Here is a 16,437-nt window from a genome sequence, read left to right on the forward strand (position 1 = left end):
CGGCCGGAACCCCTGCCATGCCCCCGGACCTGCGGCGATGGTCAGTCCGGCGCCCAGCAGCGGCCGTAGGTCTGGCCGGAGCGCCACTGCTCGCGGGTCGGCCACTCGTAGCCCCACTGGAAGTTCAGCGCGTCGTCGGCGACCTCGCGGCCGGCGTCCTCGCACGGGGTCTGCCCCCGGTCGCGCACGGTCGCGGCACCCGGGTAGGGGCCCGGCTCGAAGTCGACGACCTCGATGGCGCGCCACGAGTGGGGCGCCGAGCACAGCACCCGCTCGAAGTCGGGGGAGTCGGGCTGGTCGGTGCCGCACATGCCCCAGCGGTCGCGCCCCTCCTGCTCGTCGAGCACGCCCGCGATGCGACCGGTCAGCGGCGCGAGCCGCTCCTGCCCGGCCACGGCGATGACGTCGCAGCGGAACCACGACGCCCCCGCGTCGGCCTGGGCCAGCGAGGGGGTGAACCACACCGGCCGGAGCATGCTGAGACGCACGTCCGCGCGGGTGCCGCCGACGAGGTCCAGGAGCCGCTGCGGGCACGTCTGGGCGATGTCACCGAGCACCCGGTCGGAGTCGACGGCGAGCAGGTGCCCGTCGACGAGCGTGTCCAGCGTGCCCACGAGGTAGGTCTGCGAGGTGTGCTCCTCGGTGCACGGCACCTCGTCGGCCTGCGTGGTCGCGGCGAGCGCCCCCTCGAACGACATCCGGTAGCAGGCGCCCTTGGCCGGCCCCGGTACGGCGGTCGCCGTCGGCTTCGGCGCGGCTGAGGGCGCAGGCTCCGGCGGCTCGGCGTCGTCGGCGCTGCACCCCGCGCTCAGGGTGAGCAGCAGGGCGACGACGACGGAGGCGAGGGCTCGCGACGGACGCAGCATCAGTCGGGGGTCTTGGCCCAGCAGACCGAGCGCCGGTTGCCGGCCTCCCACTCGGCCTCGTGGAACCAGGTGTAGGCGAAGTCGTAGTCGACGGGGTAGTTGAGCCAGGCACCCACCGAGGTGGAGCAGAAGTCACGGGTCTTGACCTCGACCACGCGGTCGCCGGGGTAGGGCGCCTCGGCGTCACCCAGCTTGATCGTCGTGGCGGCGCGCCAGTCGTGCGGCTCGGTGCAGGGGATCCGCGGCGCGCCGGCCAACGCCTCCCCGGTGGCGCAGACCATCCACCGGTCCTGCGGCCGCCCCTGGAGCAGGCCCTCGGCCGTCTCGGGCAGGGTGACGTAGCGCTCGCTCTGCTCGCCCCCGCCCACCAGGTCGCAGCGGTACCAGCGCGCGCCGTCCTCCCACGCCTTCTGCGACGGACGGAACCACGCCCAGCTGACGACCGTGCGCATCGCCAGGCTCTCGTCGGCCCCGAGGAAGGCGAGGAACTTGGTCGAGCAGGTGGTGTAGGCGAAGGCGCCGAGCTTCTCGTCGTCCCACGCCACGTCGTCGAACTGCGGGGGGAGCTGCCCGACGGCGTACGTCTGCGCGGTGTGCTTGTCGGTGCACTCCACCGTGCGCGTCGCGTTGCTCGCCTGCAGCACGTCCTCGGGGGTCAGCACCCGGCACGCGCCCAGCTCGGGTGCGTCGACCGAGTCGACCTGGTCGGGGTCGGCGTCGCCGCCCTGGGCGGCCTCGCCGCACGCGGTGAGCAGCAGGACGGCCAGGATCCCGATCGTGGCCAGGGACGCGTGGCGGCGCGGGCGGTGCGACAACGCGTGGCCTTCCTCGCGAGACGGTGGACGAGGCCCGATGCTACCGCCGTGCCCCTGGACCCCATGGACCCCTCAGCCGCCCACGAGGGCCGCGAGCGTCGCGCCGAGCTCGTACGCCGCCGCGAGGTCGTCGTCCCCGACGTCGCCGAGGACCTCCAGCACCGCGGCCGACTGGCTCCACCCCAGCGCCCCGACGATCGACTGCACCGAGCGGACGGCGCCGGTCGTGTCGTAGCGACCGTGCACCCACAGTCCGTAGGGCCGTCGCCCGCCGGAGCCCGGCGAGGCGGCGGCGCCGTCGTCGGCGAGCGCCCCGCCCGCCTGGAGGAAGATCGTGTCGAAGAAGTGCTTGAGGGCCCCGGACATGTAGCCGAAGTTGGCCGGCGTCCCGAGGAGGTAGCCGTCGGCGGCGAGCACGGCGTCGGCGTCCGCCTCGAGCGCGTGGCGCACCACGACCTCGACCCCCTCGATGGCGTCGTCCTGGGTGCCCGCGACCACCGCGTCCGTGAGCTTCCGGACGGCCGCGGTGGGGGAGTGGTGGACGACCAGCAGCCTCGCCACGCGCCGGTCAGGTGGCCATGAAGAGGATCGAGTCCCGGTCGTACTCCCGGCCCGGGTGGGCCTCGGCCAGGTGCGCCTGGGTCTTCTCGACCAGGTCGTCCTCGTCGGCGCCGGTGATCGTGGTGCCGCACGGGCAGGCGAGTCGCGTCTTCATGTGCCCACTGTGCCACGACCGCGCCGCCCCGATCGCGGCATACGGCGATCCCCGTCGGGTACCTGGAGTGACCTGCCCACCACCCGAAGGACCCGCTCATGTCGACCGACGCCATCGTGCTCCTCAAGAACGACCACAAGGAGATCCTGCGCACCTTCACCGCCTTCGAGAAGGCCGGCGAGAAGGCCTACGCCGAGAAGGGCCGCCTGGTGAAGAAGATGATCGAGCTCCTCACCGTGCACACCTACATCGAGAACGAGATCATGTACCCGCGGGTGCGCGACCTGCTCCCGGAGGTCGAGGACGACGTCCTGGAGTCCTACGAGGAGCACCACGTCGCCGACGTCCTGGTGATGGAGCTCGTCGGGATGGAGCCGGACGCCGAGCGGTTCACCGCGAAGACCACGGTGCTGATCGAGAACGTCCGCCACCACATCGAGGAGGAGGAGGACGAGTGGTTCCCGAAGGTCCGGGAGGGCCTGGGCCGCAAGGTCCTCCAGGAGATGGGGGCCGACATGATCGAGGCCAAGAAGAAGGCCCCGCGCTCGCCCGCCCAGCCCAGCGCCCTCAAGAAGACGATCGACGCGGTGATCGCCTGAGGGAGTGTCCACGAGTTTTCCACCCGTTGGGGTGAGCCTCCTTGGCGTCGACGGCTCCCTGCTGCTGACAGGGTTGGAGGGTGAGCACCACCGAGAGCGCCACGCCGCCGGACGGACTGCGCGTCCCGCCGGTGTCGACGCCCCAGCTGTCCAGCCGAGAGACCGAGATCGTCTCGCTGATCGTCCGCGGACTGTCCAACCAGGAGATCGCGGACACCGCCTACCTCAGCATCAACTCGGTCAAGACCTACATCAGGACCGCATACCGGAAGATGGGCGTGACGCGACGGTCGCAGGCCGTGGTCTGGGCGATGCAGCACGGCTTCGGACCCGCTTCCGCGGACGAGGAGTGACGCCGTCGGTCCGGAGAGGGTGCCGCTCATGACCGACTCGCTCGTCTACCTCATCGCGGGGCTCTGCCTGCTGCTCGCGGTCGTCCTGCCCCAGGCCCTCAGCTCGCTGGCGATCTCGGCCCCGATGGTGCTCGTGGGCATCGGCCTGCTGATCGGGCTGCTCCCGCTCTCCGGGGAGTTCGCCCTCGACCCGATCCAGGACGAGAAGGTGATCCTGCACGTCACCGAGCTCACCGTCCTGGTGGCGCTCATGGGGGTCGGCCTGGCGCTCGACCGGCCGCTGCGCCCGCGGGAGCTGCGCACGTGGGGGCACTGGTCGGCCACGTGGCGGCTGCTCGTCATCGCCATGCCCCTCACCATCGGCGCGATCGCCCTCCTCGGCTGGCAGGTCGCCGGGCTCGCGCCCGCCGCCGCGCTCCTGCTCGGTGCCGCGCTCTCGCCCACCGACCCGGTGCTGGCCTCCGACGTCCAGGTGGGCGGGCCGATGCTCGCCGAGGAGCTCGAGGAGCTCGAGGAGGGCCTCGCCGACGAGGACAGCGACACCGGCGAGCGCCTCGACGAGGTGCGCTTCGCGCTGACGTCCGAGGCCGGGCTGAACGACGGCCTCGCCTTCCCGTTCGTCTACCTCGCCATCCTGGTGGCGGCGGGCGGCTTCGGCCTCGCCGAGGCCGGGGAGTGGCTGGGCTGGTACCTCGCCGGCAAGATCGCCATCGGGGTGGCGGTCGGCGTGGGCGCAGGCTGGCTGCTCGGCAAGATCGCGTTCCGCTCCTCGCGCCCCTCGCTTCGGCTGGCCGAGCAGGGCGAGCCGCTGCTGGCGCTGGCGGCGCTGCTGGCGTCGTACGGCGCGGCGGAACTGGTCGGCGGCTACGGCTTCCTCGCGGTGTTCACCTGCGCGATGGCCATGCGGGCCTCCGAGCGCAAGCACGACTACCACCGCTCGATGCACGAGGTGATCGAGCGCCTGGAGCGCCTGCTCACGCTGGCGGTGCTGCTCTTCCTCGGCATCGCGACCACCCGCGGCCTCCTGGGGGACCTCACCTGGACCGGTGCGCTCGTCGGCGTCGCGGTGATCTTCGTGATCCGGCCGCTCGCCGGGCTGCTGTCGCTCTCGATCCGGCTGCGCCACAAGGACCGCCCCGGCGGGCTCGACGTCGGGGACCGGCTGGCGGTCGCCTTCTTCGGGGTCCGGGGCGTCGGCTCGCTGTACTACCTGGCGTACGCCGCCGGTGAGGCGGAGTTCGAGGAGCTGCCGTGGCTGTGGTCGACGGTGGGCTTCACCATCGTCCTGTCGGTGCTGGTCCACGGGATCACGGCGAAGCCGGCCCTGGACCGGGTCGACCGGCGCCGCGGCGCCCAGGGCCCGGGCCTCGCGGAGAGGCGCCGGGCCGCGGAGCGCTAGCGGTGTTGCCTACGCGACGGCGCGCAGGTCGATGCCGAGCTCGCCGCGCAGCCGGGCGATGATCCGGGTCAGCCGGCGCGAGATGGTCATCTGCGTGACGCCGATGGCCTCGCCGATCTGCTGCTGGGTCATGCCTTGCGCGTAGGTCATGGCCAGGAGCCGGACCTCGTCGCGGGTCAGCTTCTTGAGCACCGGGGCCAGCAGCGCGCGCGCCTCGGCGGCGTCCTGCGGGCCCTGGTCGTCGACGGTGAGGAAGTCGGCCAGCGAGTCCATGCTGTCGGCCTCGACGGCCTGGTCGATCGAGATGGGCTGGAAGCAGACGGCGGCGCTGAGCGCCTCCGTCACGTCGTCGATGTCGAGCTCGAGGCGCTCCGCGATCTCCCGCGGCGTGGGCGGTCGCCCGTCCACGGTGCCCTGCTTGTGCTCGGCGATGACGCGGGACTGGATCTCCTGGATCCGCCTCGGGGGACGGATGGTCCAGCCGTGGTCGCGGAAGTAGCGCTTGACCTCGCCGGTCATCGTCGGAACGGCGTAGGACAGGAAGTCGCGGTCCATGGTGTGGTCGAAGCGCTGGGCGGCGCGGACCAGCGCGAGGCAGGCCACCTGCTCCAGGTCCTCGACCGGGACGCCGCGGTTCTGGTAGCGGCGGGCGATGGCGTGGGCCACCTGGATGTTGAGCACCACGATCTGCTCGATGACAGCCTCGCGCTCGTGCTCGGCGAGGTCCGCGAACGTCGCGAAGAGCCGGGCCGTCTCGCGGCTCCGGAACTCTCGTGGGACGGTGCGCCCCAGGGTCGTGATCGTCATGAGCCTCCTTCGGCCGTGTCCTTCGAGACTGGCCCTCGGGCGTCGTACGCCGACACACCCGCGAGGGTGAGGGGACTCGAAAAGGCCTGAAACGGCCCCACCCGAACGGGTGATACGTCAGGCGACGCGGTCGAAGCGGGCCACGACACCGCGTTCGCCGTCGCGGATCTCGACCAGGTGGAGCGGGGTCGAGCACGACTCGGAGGAGAGCCGGTGCGCCTGCTCGGAGGTGCCGAGCTGGATCAGCACGTGCCCCCCGTCGGCGACGCGCTCGGCGGCCACCTCGAGGCACAGCCGGGCGATCTCCAGGCCGTCGTCGCCCCCATCGATGGCGAGCAGCGGGTCCTCGGGGAAGCGGGCGGTCTCCGCGGCGGGCACCCAGGGCGGGTCCGCGATGACGACGCCGAAGAGCTCGGAGGGGACGACCTGGGTCAGGTCGCCGCAGTGCACCTCGACGTCGTCGCGCATGCCGGCGACCTCGGCGTTGCGCTCCGTCAGCTCGCACGCAGCCGGGTTGAGGTCGACGCAGACGAGGGGACGGTTGGAGAGGGAGACGGCGAGGAGTCCGATGTGTCCCGCGCCGGCGCAGAGCTCGAGCACGCGGCCGACCGGCGCGTCGGGGATCAGCTCCGCCGCCCACTGGGACTGCATGGCCGTCCACGGTCGCGGCGTCAGCACCCGATCGTCGAACTCGATCGTGAGATGGCTGAACGCCATCTTCTGCCGCAGGGTCATGCCGCCCGGTGCCCGTTGCACCTCGGAATAATCAGTCGTCGAACCGGTCCGGTGGCGGACCCGCTGGTGCGCTACAGTTCGTGACGTCATGATGCGCCAGCTTCTCCTTCGCTGCCGCAGCGAGGTCTGAGCCAGAGCCGGACCCCCTCGCTGCGGAGTGAGTGCGTGCGCCCGGCCACTTCGGCACCACACCCGCGAGGACCATGACCATGAGCGACACCCAGCCCTACTCCGAGCGCAACGTCCAGCAGCCGAGCCCGATGCCGGTCGGCCGCTACGAGCCCTTCATCCCCGTCGCGCTCTCCGACCGCACCTGGCCGGACCGCACCATCACCCAGGCCCCGCGCTGGTGCGCGGTCGACCTGCGCGACGGCAACCAGGCGCTCATCGACCCGATGTCGCCGGCCCGCAAGAAGACGATGTTCCAGCTCCTGGTGGCCATGGGCTACAAGGAGATCGAGGTCGGCTTCCCCAGCGCCAGCCAGACCGACTTCGACTTCGTCCGCCAGCTGATCGACGAGGACCTGATCCCCGACGACGTCGTGATCCAGGTGCTGACCCAGGCCCGCGAGGAGCTGATCGCGCGCACCTACGAGGCGATCGCGGGGGCCAAGCAGGCCATCGTCCACCTCTACAACTCCACCTCGACGCTGCAGCGCCGCGTGGTCTTCGGCCTCGACATGGACGGCATCGCCGACATCGCGGTCCAGGGCGCCCGCCTGTGCAAGAAGTACGAGGAGACGATCCCCGAGACGCAGGTCCTCTACGAGTACAGCCCGGAGTCCTACACCGGCACCGAGCTGGAGTTCGCCGTCCGCGTCTGCAACGACGTGCTGGAGGTCTTCGAGCCCACGGCCGAGAAGCCGGTCATCATCAACCTGCCGGCGACGGTCGAGATGGCCACGCCGAACGTCTACGCCGACTCCATCGAGTGGATGAACCGCCACCTCGCCCACCGCGAGCACGTCGTGCTGTCCCTGCACCCCCACAACGACCGCGGCACCGCGGTCGCGGCGGCCGAGCTGGGCTACCTCGCCGGCGCCGACCGCATCGAGGGCTGCCTGTTCGGCAACGGCGAGCGCACCGGCAACGTCTGCCTGGTGACGCTCGGACTGAACCTGTTCAGCCAGGGGATCGACCCTCAGATCGACTTCTCCGACATCGACGAGATCCGTCGCACGGTCGAGTACTGCAACCAGCTGCCGGTCGCCGAGCGTCACCCCTACGGCGGCGACCTGGTCTACACCGCCTTCTCCGGCTCCCACCAGGACGCCATCAAGAAGGGCTTCGAGGCGATGGAGCGCGACGCCGCGGCGGCCGGCGTGCCTGTGGACCAGCAGCCGTGGGCCGTGCCGTACCTGCCGATCGACCCCAAGGACGTGGGCCGCTCCTACGAGGCCGTGATCCGGGTCAACAGCCAGTCCGGCAAGGGCGGAGTCGCCTACATCCTCAAGGCGGAGCACAAGCTGGACCTGCCGCGGCGGGCCCAGATCGAGTTCAGCCGGGTCATCCAGCAGCGCACCGACGCGGAGGGCGGCGAGGTCGCTCCGGAGGAGATCTGGTCGGTGTTCCGCAGCGAGTACCTCGAGCGCGAGGCCCCGCTGCGCCTCGACTCGGTGCACACCAGCTCCGCGGCCGGCGAGAAGGACGCCCTCACGGTCAACGTCTACGTCGACGGCGAGGTGCGCACCCTCGAGGGCACCGGCAACGGCCCCATCGAGGCGTTCGTCAGCGCGATCAACGAGCTGCCCCGCGCCGGCCTGGGCGGCAGCTTCGACGTCCGGGTGCTCGACTACCACGAGCACGCCCTCTCCTCGGGCGGCGACGCCCTCGCGGCGGCGTACGTCGAGTGCGCGGTCGGCGACGAGGTCCTGTGGGGCGTGGGGGTCGACGCCAACATCGTCACCGCCTCGCTGAAGGCGGTCGTCAGCGCGGTCAACCGCGGCACCGTGGATACTCAGCGTCCATGAGCAACAACGACAACGAGAGCTACGGCGACTACAGCGTCGACGACGAGGACCAGCTCCAGCCGGGGGACTCCCTGGCCGACGGGGACGTCGACGACATCCTCGACCGCGGCTACTCGCCTCCGGAGCACTACTCGGCCGGGCAGGGCTTCGGCAACACGCCGTACGAGGAGGCGCTGGGCGAGAGCCTCGACCAGCGCCTGCGGCAGGAGGACCCCGAGCCCGACCCGTACGCCGAGGACGGCACCGGTGACGACGACGGTCCGAGCGAGTCCGACGAGTTCCTCGACGACGGCGAGGTGGGCGACGTGCGAGCGGGCCGGCTCGTCGACCTCGACCAGGGGCTCGGCGAGGACGTCGACAAGGACCTGGTGGGCGACGACGTAGGCATCGACGGCGCCGGTGCCTCCGCCGAGGAGGCGGCGGTCCACGTCGTCCCTGACAGCGAGCTCTAGGGCGTCCGGCCGCTGAGCACCTCGGCGGCCACCGCCCACGCTCCGTCCCGACGGACGACGAGGCCCTGCTGCTCCAGCTGGTCGAGCCAGCCGCCCATCGGCCACTCTCCCCAGCGGCGGTGGAACAGCGCGGCGTTGCGCACGATGTCGTCGACGTGCTCGACCGGCGGGCTGGAGACCGGGTGCCACTGGTGGTAGGCCCGGGCGGAGCCGGTCCAGCCCAGGCGTAGGCCGCGGGCCACGAGGGTGCGGCCGAAGTCGGTGTCCTCGCCGCCGTAGCCGACGTAGTCCTCGCAGAAGCCGCCGGAGGCCAGCCAGGCGTCGGCGTGGCACGCAAAGGACAGCGACCAGAAGAGGTCCGGGTCCGCGTCGTGGAGCAGCTCGCCAGGTTGCGGCGCCGGGCGCGCCGGGTGGGGGGCGTCGAGGGCGGCTAGCCCGTCGAGGTCGTAGCCGCCGGGCGGCGGACGGTCCAGGTAGGTGACGGGGCCCGACCAGACCGTGCCCGGCTGCTGCCGCACGTCGTCGCCGTAGGCCGCCAGGAGCGCCGGGTCGGCGAGGCAGTCGACGTCGAGGAAGACGAGGACGTCGGCGCCCTCGGCCAGCGCGGCCGCGGCTCCGGCGTTGCGCGCGGCTGCCAGGGGCAGGCCGAGCGGGAGCCTCGGCACGTGCACGACGTGAGCGCCGGGCACCTCGAGGTCAGGGTCGTCCATGGCGACGACGACGTGTGCCGCCGGGTCCGTCTGTCGCGCCAGCGACCGGCCCTGCAGCGCCAGGTGGTCGCGGCGGCCGTGCACGATCGTGACGACGGCCGTCGCGCTCACGAGGCCACCCGCCAGCCCCGGGCGACGTCCTCCACGACGCCGGCGAAGCGCTCCGCGGCCCGCCCGTCGCACCACCGCTGCCAACCTCGGCCGTCGAGCGACGAGGCGCGCTCGAGCAGCGCGGACCAGCCCTCGGTCGGCAGCTCCGGGAGCACGACTGCGGGCCAGCCCTCGGAGAGCACGGTGCCGCTGGTCCGCTGCTCGTCGAACGGTCGGTCCTGGGGCACGACCACGGCAGGGCGGCGCGCGGCGGCGACCTCGGCGAGGGCGTTCTGGCCGGCGTGGGTGACGACGACGTCGGCCTGCTCGATGGCGCGCTGCGGGTCGTCGCTCCAGCCGCTCGTGCCCGGCCCGCCCAGCACGGTCCACTCCCAGTCCGGGGTCTGACGACGGGCGGAGGCCAGCAGGGCCTCCGGCAGTCGCGGCCCGCCAGAGCCGGCGAGGAAGGTGACCCGTCGCGGGCCCGGGGCACGCGGCTGCTCGGCGGCCACGGGGTGCCGTGACAGCGCACCCACCGGCACGACGCGCTCGCGCACACGGTCGGGGACGCCTGGGAGCATGCCGACCACGGAGGCGGGCCACATGCCCACCAGCATCTCGCTGACGTCGAAGCCCAGCAGGTGCGCGGCGTCGTCGCGACGACCCGGTGGGACGACGCCCACGACCCGGACCCCGTGCAGCCGGGCGAGCAGGGTCATCTCGACGGAGACGTCGACGACCATCGCGTCGGGCGCCGCCTCGGCGATCCACTGCGAGACGACCGCGGAGCGCCGTGCGAGCCCTCGGTCGCCCGCCGGCACCCAGTGCAGCCGCCCGTGGGCGGTCTCGTCGTGCGGCGGACCGCCCTCGTCGTCGCGGGGGAGCTGCACCCACTGACCCGGCCAGCCGCGCGGTGCCGGGGCCGAGGAGAGCCCGACCACCGGCCGACCCAGCGCCCGGGCCAGGGCGAGCGCCCGGTGCCGGTGCCCGTGGCCGTGGTGGTGGACGTAGTAGCCGATCACGCGGCGAGGTCCCCGGTGACGAGCCCGGCGTAGACGCGCTCGTAGTCGTCGACCATCCGGTCCAGCGTGAACTCCGAGAGCGCCGCCTCGCGCACGGCCGCGCGGTCGAGCGCGACGGCCTCGGCGATGGCGCGCCCGAGGTCGCCCACGTCGCCGGGCCGCGCGAGGCGCCCCGCGCTCGCGCCCACGATCTCGGGCAGCGCGCCGCGCTCGAAGGCCGCGACCGGCGTGCCGCACGACATCGCCTCGGCGGCCACGAGGCCGTAGGGCTCGTCCCAGGCCGGCGTCACGACGGCCACCGCCGCCGCCCCGAGCAGGTCGACGAGCTCGTGCTGCGTGAGGTGGCCGGCGTACTCCACGTCCCGTCCGAGACGGGGGCGGATCTGGGTCTCGAAGTAGGTCGGGTCGTGAGCCGCGCCGGCCAGCACCAGCGGGACGCCCGCGACGCGCGCTGCGTCGATCGCGAGGTGCGGAGCCTTCTCGGCGACCAGTCGGCCCGACCACACGGCCGCGCCTCCACCGGGGCCGGGGGACCACTGGTCGGTGTCGACGCCGTTGTGGATCGGGGTGCTGGGCGTCGCGTGCGCCCAGGAGCGCGACGTGAACGCGCTGACCGCGGTGAACGCGCCGCGCCCGGCGTCGAGCTTGACGGCCGACTCCAGCCACGGCACCGGCGGCGTGTGCAGCGTGGTGACGGTGGGGACGGGCAGCGACCAGGCCATGGCGATCGGCAGGTGGTGCAGGCTGTTGTTGTGCACCACGTCGAACCGGTCGCGGCCCTGGGCCAGCAGGTCGAGCATCAGGCTCAGGTACGCGTGGTGCTCGGCCAGCCACTGCTCCGGCGTCGCCCCGACGTCCGACCGGGCGGCCTCGCTGGCGACGAAGGGCTGCAGCGGCAGGTCGGTCACGGGCAGGCCGGGCTCCGACCCCGGGGCCGCGAAGATCGAGACGTCGTGGCCGCGCGCCACGAGCCGGCGCGCGAGGTGGAAGGTCAGCGCCTCCAGTCCACCGGCGAACGGCTCCCGGATGGGGAACCTGCTCGAGGCGATCAGGCAGATCCGCAGCGCTGCGCTCATCGCAGCAGCGACCGGTAGAGCTCGTCGTGGGCGGCGGCGACGTCGCGGCGCTGGCGGCGGCGCTCGTCGATGGTGATCCCGAGGCGCGGCCGCTCGGAGTGCGCGGTGACCAGCGCCTGCGCGAGCGAGTCGGCGTCGTACGTCGCCTCGTCGTGGGTGTAGCTCAGCACCGGGCCCTGCTCCGCGAAGTAGCCGCACGTGGGCGCGACCACGGTCGTCCCGAGGTCGCGGCACGCCTCCAACCACCCGGAGTGCGTCCCGAAGCGGTAGGGGAGGACCGACACGTCGAGCGAGCCCAGGTAGCTGTAGAGGTCCTCGTCGCTGAGGAAGTCGTGGACGCGCAGGTCAATCAGTCCGGTGTCGGCCCCCTCCCGGAGGTACGCCGCCAGGCCGGCGTCGTGACGCAGGCCGTTGGCGTCGAAGACGTCGTGGTGGGCGTTGACCTGCAGCACCGCGCCGGGCAGCGCGCGCACGGTCTCCACGAGCGTGGGGAGCAGGCGGAGCGGGTCCATGCTGGCGCGCAGGCTCTTGACGTGCAGACCGACCCGGAAGGCGCCCGCGTGCCGTCGCGCACGCGTGTCGAGAGCGCGGGCCATGGTCGGGAAGTCGACGACGTGCGGGTGCGGCAGGACGATGGCCGTGCGGCCCCAGCGCCGCTGGATCTCCTCGGCGGCGCCCGGCGTCAGGGTCACGAGCGCGTCCGCGGCCGGGACCAGCACGTCGAGCTGGCGGTCGTGGGTCTCCCGGTCGGCGTGGTGGGGGTTGCGCAGGTCGTGGACGGTGTAGACGAACGGCTTCGCGCGCTCGCGCAGCGTGGACGTGAGCTCGTGCAGCCGCTCGACCGAGCAGGCGTCGAAGCCGAACTGGAGGTGGAAGACGTCGAAGTCGGCGGTGGCGGCCCACGCCGGCTCCAGCATCACCGGTGGCCACCAGGTCTCGGTGGTGGAGCGCTCCGGGCTGCTGGGGTCGGGGTCGGGCAGGCGCACGGGCGACGGGCCACTCTCGGGCGCGAGGTGGCGCACGTAGACGTGGCTGCTGGGGACCGAGGCCACGACCGGCTCGTCGAGGCGGGGGCGACGTTCGTCGCGGTGGAGCGTCGTCATGCGTCCTGGTACCCGCGCCGAACGGCGGTCAGTACGCACTTTCGGGTGAGGACCGACCTGTCGGGGTGAACCCGTCGGGGTGAGCGGGGGCGGAGGATGTCAGCGCCGCCGGGGGTCGAGTCGGCCGACGCGGGAGTGGAAGAGCGCCGCCCGGGCGGCGTTCATCCCGGGTGCGCCGTGGACACCGCCGCCGGGGTGGGCCGACGCGGAGCCGAGGTAGAGCCCCGGGATGCCGGTCTCGGGCCGGCCGAGCATGCCCGGCACCGGGCGCAGGAAGAGCTCCTGGTGCACCTGGGAGGTCCCGCCGTTGATCGCGCCGCCCACGAGATTGGCGTCGCGCCGCTCCATCTCGTGCGGCCCGAGCACCCGTCGGGCGCGGATGGTGGAGCCGAACCCGGGCGCCAGCCGCTCGATGCGCGCCTGCATCCGGTCGGCGAAGCGCTCGCAGTCCGACCGGTCCCAGACGCCGCGCACCTCCTCGCCGCCGTCGCGCACGGTGCGCTCCGGCTGGGGCACGTGGGTGTAGGCCCACAGCGACTCGGTGCCGGCCGGCGACCGGGTGGGGTCCGAGGTCGTCATCTGCCCGGCGAGCATGAACGGCGACGCCGGGATGACGCCCGCAGCGACCTGTCCGAGCGCCTCCGTCATCTGCTCCACGGAGTCGGCGACGTGGAAGGTCCCCGGCGCGTACGCCGGCTGGCTCGCCCACGGCACCGGCGCGTCGAGGGCCCAGTCGACCTTGACGGTGCCGGGGTCGAGCTGGAAGTCCTTCATGCCACGGCGGACCTTGGCCGGGACGTGCTCGTCGGCGACCAGGCCGCCGAACAGGCGGGAGGCGATGACGTCGGCCACCACGGCCCGTCGCGCGGCGTGGCGCTGACCGTCGGCGGTGACCACACCGGTCGCTCGTCCGTCCTCGACCAGGACCTCCAGCACCTCCGCATCGCACACGACCTCGCCACCGCGCGACTCCAGCCGGCGGCGCAGCGAGGTCGCCAGCATCCCGGCGCCGCCCTCCGGCACGGGGAAGCCGACGGTCTGGCCCAGCATCGTCATCAACAGGCCGAACACGCCGGAGCCCATCGCGTCGAGGGGCAGGTCGGAGTGGCCGGCGTTGCCCGCGAGCAGGAGACCGGCCGAAGGTCCGTCGAAGCCGCGCCGTCCCATCTCGGTGGCTGGGGTCAGCAGGGTCTTCACGAAGTCGAGTCCACCGGCCTTCCGGAGCCGCGTCAGCACGCCGACGCCGGCGCGCACGGGCGGGAAGGGAGAGATCAGGGCCGTCACGAGCTGCTCACCGATGACGTCCCACACCTCGCAGAGGTCCAGCCACGCCTGGCCGTCGCCCGGGTGCTGCTCCTCCATCAGCCGCGCCGTCACCTCGCGGTCGCGGTGCAGCATCGCCCATCGGCCGTCGGGCATGGGGTGGCCCAGGACGGCGGGTGCGTGCCGCCAGGTGAGGCCGTGCTCCTCGAGACCGAACGAGGCGATGCCCTTCGAGGCCGCGGCCAGCGGGTAGAACGCGCTGAACGTGTCCTGCACGAACTCAGGGTCGAGCTCGCGGTCGCTGCGCACGGCTCCGCCCACCTCGGGCTGCGCCTCGAGGACCAGCACCGACCAGCCGGCGTCGACGAGCCGGTTGGCGGCGACCAGCCCGTTGGGGCCGGCGCCGACGACGATCGCGTCGTGGGTCACGCGGTCACTGCTCCCGACGCTCGACCAGGTAGGCGAGCCGGCGCAACGCCTCGACGTTGCGCCACGCCAGCAGCGGGTCCTGCAGGACCTTGGGCATCAGCACCGCAGGTCCGTTGACAGCGTTCTCCTCGATCACGACGCGGGTCTCGGCGCCGACCTGCTCCAGGCGGATCACCACCCTCGCCTCGCCCGTGGGCCAGGCCCGGGCGCGCAGCTTGATCATGCGCAGCGGGCGGCACTCCTCGACCTGCGTGGAGTCGTCGATCAGCGCCGGCCAGACACCCACCGAGTGGTACAGCTGCGATCCCACCTCCGGCCAGGTCTCGTCGACGTCACGGATCCGCGACGCCCCCACGACCCAGAGGGGGTACAGCCAGCCGTCGCTCAGGACCTCCCAGACCTGCTCGGGCGTGGCCTTCATGACTCGTTCGGTGCTGCTCATCGGTCGCTCCTCAGCGTGGGAAGTACGTCGCGGCCGTAGGCCTCGATCATCTCGCGGTAGTGCGGCCCCATGTTGGCGACGTAGACCTCGTCGAACCCGGCGTCGCGGTACTCGTGCAGCTGCGTCAGGTGCTCGTCGAGGTCGGGCCCGGCCACGGAGCTCTCGGCGATCGCGTCGCGGGTCACCAGGGTCGTGGCCTGCTCGAAGTGGCGCACCGAGGGCAGGACCTGGGAGAGCTCCCCCGGCAGGGCGGCGTTGGGCCACAGGCGGTGGGCGATGTCGACGCCCTCCTCGCGGGTGTCGGCCCAGGCGACCTTGCATCCTGCCTGGGCGGGCTTGCCGCCAGTGGCGTCCTTGAAGCGGGACACCATCTCGGCGTCCGGCTGGGTCGACATGAAGCCGTCCGCGAAGCGCGAGAGGTCCGCCACCGCCTTGGGCCCGAAGCCGCTCACGTAGATCGGCGGCGGAGTCGCGGGGCGGGTGTAGATGCGGGCGTTGCTGACCTCGTAGTGCCGGCCGCGCGTGGTCACGAAGTCGCCCTCCCAGAGCCGCCGGATCAGCGCCACCGCCTCCTCGAGCATCTCCATGCGCACGTCGTACGACGGCCAGGCGTCGCCCAGGACGTGCTCGTTGAGCGCCTCACCGGTGCCCACCCCCAGCACGAACCGACCGTCGAGCATCACCGACGCCGTGGCCGCGGCCTGCGCGATCACGGCGGGGTGGACACGAACGGTCGGGCAGGTCACCGCCGTGGTCACGGGCAGCGAGGTGGCCTGCGAGATCGCACCGATGACGCTCCAGACGAACGGGCTCTGGCCCTGCTCGTCGTTCCACGGGTGGAAGTGGTCGCTGATCCACAGCGCCTCGAAGCCGGCGCGCTCGGCAAGGACGGCCTGCTCGACCAGCTCGGCGGGGGTGTACTCCTCGCAGGAGAGGAAGTAGCCGGTCTTCATGCTGCGGGGTACTCCTCGCTCTTCAGCAGCCGAGCCAGGTGGGCGGCGTTCGCTGCGGCGGTCTTCGTGGTGGAGGCCGTCTTGTCGGGGGTCTCGTCCAGGTCCTGGTAGTCCGTGGCGTGCATGGCCTCGCCGACCCAGTAGGTGCCCGCGTTGGCAGGGATGCTGAAGCCCGTGTCGTTGAGCGCCTGCAGCACCTCGGCCACCGTGTGGTGTGCGCCGTCCTCGTTGCCGACGACCGCGACGACGGCCACCTTGCCGAAGGTCAGCATCCGGCCCTGGTCGTCGGTCTCGCTGATCTCGGCGTCGAGGCGCTCGAGCACCATCTTGCAGACCGATGCGGGCTGTCCCATCCAGATCGGGGTGGCGATCACCAGGATGTCGGCGTCCAGCATCTTGCGGCGCAGCACCGGCCACTCGTCGCCGTCGCCCTCGTCGGTCGAGACCCCGAACCTCACCTGGTGGTCGACCACCCGCACCACCTCGCCGGTCACCCCGTGCGGGGCAAGCGCATCCAGCACCTGGGTGCCGAGGAGGGTGGCGCTCGACTCGGCGGGGGAGGGCTTCAGCGTGCAGGACAGGACGAGGGCTCGCAGGTCGGTCATGCCTGGCCGGTGCCCACGTCCCGGGGCCCCATG

19 protein-coding genes are annotated in these 16,437 nt (G+C 72.6%); 5 read left to right on the forward strand and 14 right to left on the reverse strand.

The window, feature by feature from the left end:
- Nucleotides 1–41: 41 nt before the first annotated feature.
- The 4 genes from IRQ30_RS09755 to IRQ30_RS09770 form a co-directional block, all read right to left on the reverse strand.
- Nucleotides 42–866, reverse strand: a complete 825-nt coding sequence (locus IRQ30_RS09755) for a septum formation family protein (RefSeq protein ID WP_193612709.1) — start codon at nt 864–866, stop codon at nt 42–44.
- Nucleotides 866–1,681, reverse strand: a complete 816-nt coding sequence (locus IRQ30_RS09760; RefSeq protein ID WP_193612710.1) for a septum formation family protein — start codon at nt 1,679–1,681, stop codon at nt 866–868. The genes IRQ30_RS09755 and IRQ30_RS09760 overlap by 1 nt, the downstream gene beginning before the upstream one ends.
- Before the next feature lie 72 nt (nt 1,682–1,753).
- A complete protein-coding gene (locus IRQ30_RS09765; RefSeq protein WP_193612711.1) occupies nt 1,754–2,242 on the reverse strand; it encodes an NAD(P)H-dependent oxidoreductase in 489 nt (162 codons plus the stop codon).
- A gap of 7 nt (nt 2,243–2,249) precedes the next feature.
- Nucleotides 2,250–2,396 (reverse strand): DUF1059 domain-containing protein, encoded by a 147-nt coding sequence (locus IRQ30_RS09770; RefSeq protein ID WP_193609162.1) that lies wholly within the window; start codon nt 2,394–2,396, stop codon nt 2,250–2,252.
- A 98-nt stretch (nt 2,397–2,494) separates the two neighbouring features.
- Here IRQ30_RS09770 and IRQ30_RS09775 point away from each other — a divergent pair, with 98 nt between their 5' ends.
- From IRQ30_RS09775 to IRQ30_RS09785, 3 genes are all read left to right on the forward strand, one after another.
- Nucleotides 2,495–2,995, forward strand: coding sequence for a hemerythrin domain-containing protein (locus tag IRQ30_RS09775; RefSeq protein ID WP_193612712.1), 501 nt, complete (start codon nt 2,495–2,497; stop codon nt 2,993–2,995).
- 80 nt (nt 2,996–3,075) lie between these two features.
- Nucleotides 3,076–3,348 carry a LuxR C-terminal-related transcriptional regulator gene (locus IRQ30_RS09780; RefSeq protein ID WP_193612713.1) on the forward strand — a complete coding sequence of 91 codons (273 nt, stop codon included), beginning with the start codon at nt 3,076–3,078 and terminating at the stop codon, nt 3,346–3,348.
- Nucleotides 3,349–3,376: 28 nt separating this feature from the next.
- Nucleotides 3,377–4,747 carry a cation:proton antiporter gene (locus IRQ30_RS09785; protein WP_193612714.1) on the forward strand — a complete coding sequence of 457 codons (1,371 nt, stop codon included), beginning with the start codon at nt 3,377–3,379 and terminating at the stop codon, nt 4,745–4,747.
- 9 nt (nt 4,748–4,756) lie between these two features.
- Here the strand turns inward: IRQ30_RS09785 and IRQ30_RS09790 are convergent, their stop codons facing one another.
- Nucleotides 4,757–5,554 (reverse strand): sigma-70 family RNA polymerase sigma factor, encoded by a 798-nt coding sequence (locus IRQ30_RS09790; protein ID WP_193609166.1) that lies wholly within the window; start codon nt 5,552–5,554, stop codon nt 4,757–4,759.
- Between the two features lie 117 nt (nt 5,555–5,671).
- Nucleotides 5,672–6,289, reverse strand: a complete 618-nt coding sequence (locus IRQ30_RS09795) for a methyltransferase (RefSeq protein WP_227467320.1) — start codon at nt 6,287–6,289, stop codon at nt 5,672–5,674.
- Between the two features lie 203 nt (nt 6,290–6,492).
- Between IRQ30_RS09795 and leuA the strand changes: the two genes are divergently transcribed.
- Both leuA and IRQ30_RS09805 read left to right on the forward strand, forming a co-directional pair.
- Nucleotides 6,493–8,259: a 2-isopropylmalate synthase gene (gene leuA / locus IRQ30_RS09800; protein ID WP_420827601.1), complete on the forward strand. Its 1,767-nt coding sequence runs from the start codon at nt 6,493–6,495 to the stop codon at nt 8,257–8,259.
- Complete coding sequence (locus tag IRQ30_RS09805; protein ID WP_193612716.1) at nt 8,256–8,711, forward strand: DUF5709 domain-containing protein; 456 nt, start codon at nt 8,256–8,258, stop codon at nt 8,709–8,711. Before leuA ends, IRQ30_RS09805 begins: the two co-directional genes overlap by 4 nt.
- Here the strand turns inward: IRQ30_RS09805 and IRQ30_RS09810 are convergent.
- From IRQ30_RS09810 to IRQ30_RS09845, 8 genes are all read right to left on the reverse strand, one after another.
- Nucleotides 8,708–9,532 carry a glycosyltransferase family 2 protein gene (locus IRQ30_RS09810; protein WP_193612717.1) on the reverse strand — a complete coding sequence of 275 codons (825 nt, stop codon included), beginning with the start codon at nt 9,530–9,532 and terminating at the stop codon, nt 8,708–8,710. The two genes, IRQ30_RS09805 and IRQ30_RS09810, sit on opposite strands and share 4 nt — an antisense overlap.
- Nucleotides 9,529–10,533: a glycosyltransferase gene (locus IRQ30_RS24180; protein WP_193612718.1), complete on the reverse strand. Its 1,005-nt coding sequence runs from the start codon at nt 10,531–10,533 to the stop codon at nt 9,529–9,531. Before IRQ30_RS24180 ends, IRQ30_RS09810 begins: the two co-directional genes overlap by 4 nt.
- The gene (locus IRQ30_RS09820) at nt 10,530–11,609 is read right to left on the reverse strand and encodes a glycosyltransferase (protein ID WP_193612719.1); all 1,080 of its coding nucleotides are present in this window, start codon (nt 11,607–11,609) and stop codon (nt 10,530–10,532) included. The genes IRQ30_RS24180 and IRQ30_RS09820 overlap by 4 nt, the downstream gene beginning before the upstream one ends.
- Nucleotides 11,606–12,712, reverse strand: coding sequence for a glycosyltransferase family protein (locus IRQ30_RS09825; protein ID WP_193612720.1), 1,107 nt, complete (start codon nt 12,710–12,712; stop codon nt 11,606–11,608). Before IRQ30_RS09825 ends, IRQ30_RS09820 begins: the two co-directional genes overlap by 4 nt.
- 99 nt (nt 12,713–12,811) lie before the next feature.
- On the reverse strand, nt 12,812–14,404 hold the full coding sequence (locus tag IRQ30_RS09830) for a phytoene desaturase family protein (protein ID WP_338089645.1): 1,593 nt from the start codon (nt 14,402–14,404) through the stop codon (nt 12,812–12,814).
- Nucleotides 14,405–14,408: 4 nt separating this feature from the next.
- On the reverse strand, nt 14,409–14,846 hold the full coding sequence (locus tag IRQ30_RS09835) for an SRPBCC family protein (RefSeq protein WP_193612721.1): 438 nt from the start codon (nt 14,844–14,846) through the stop codon (nt 14,409–14,411).
- Complete coding sequence (locus tag IRQ30_RS09840; RefSeq protein WP_193612722.1) at nt 14,843–15,799, reverse strand: TIGR03557 family F420-dependent LLM class oxidoreductase; 957 nt, start codon at nt 15,797–15,799, stop codon at nt 14,843–14,845. Before IRQ30_RS09840 ends, IRQ30_RS09835 begins: the two co-directional genes overlap by 4 nt.
- A complete protein-coding gene (locus tag IRQ30_RS09845; RefSeq protein WP_193612723.1) occupies nt 15,796–16,404 on the reverse strand; it encodes a flavodoxin family protein in 609 nt (202 codons plus the stop codon). Before IRQ30_RS09845 ends, IRQ30_RS09840 begins: the two co-directional genes overlap by 4 nt.
- Nucleotides 16,405–16,437: the final 33 nt, after the last annotated feature.

This window comes from Nocardioides lijunqiniae (assembly GCF_015024225.1).
Lineage (GTDB): Bacteria > Actinomycetota > Actinomycetes > Propionibacteriales > Nocardioidaceae > Nocardioides > Nocardioides lijunqiniae.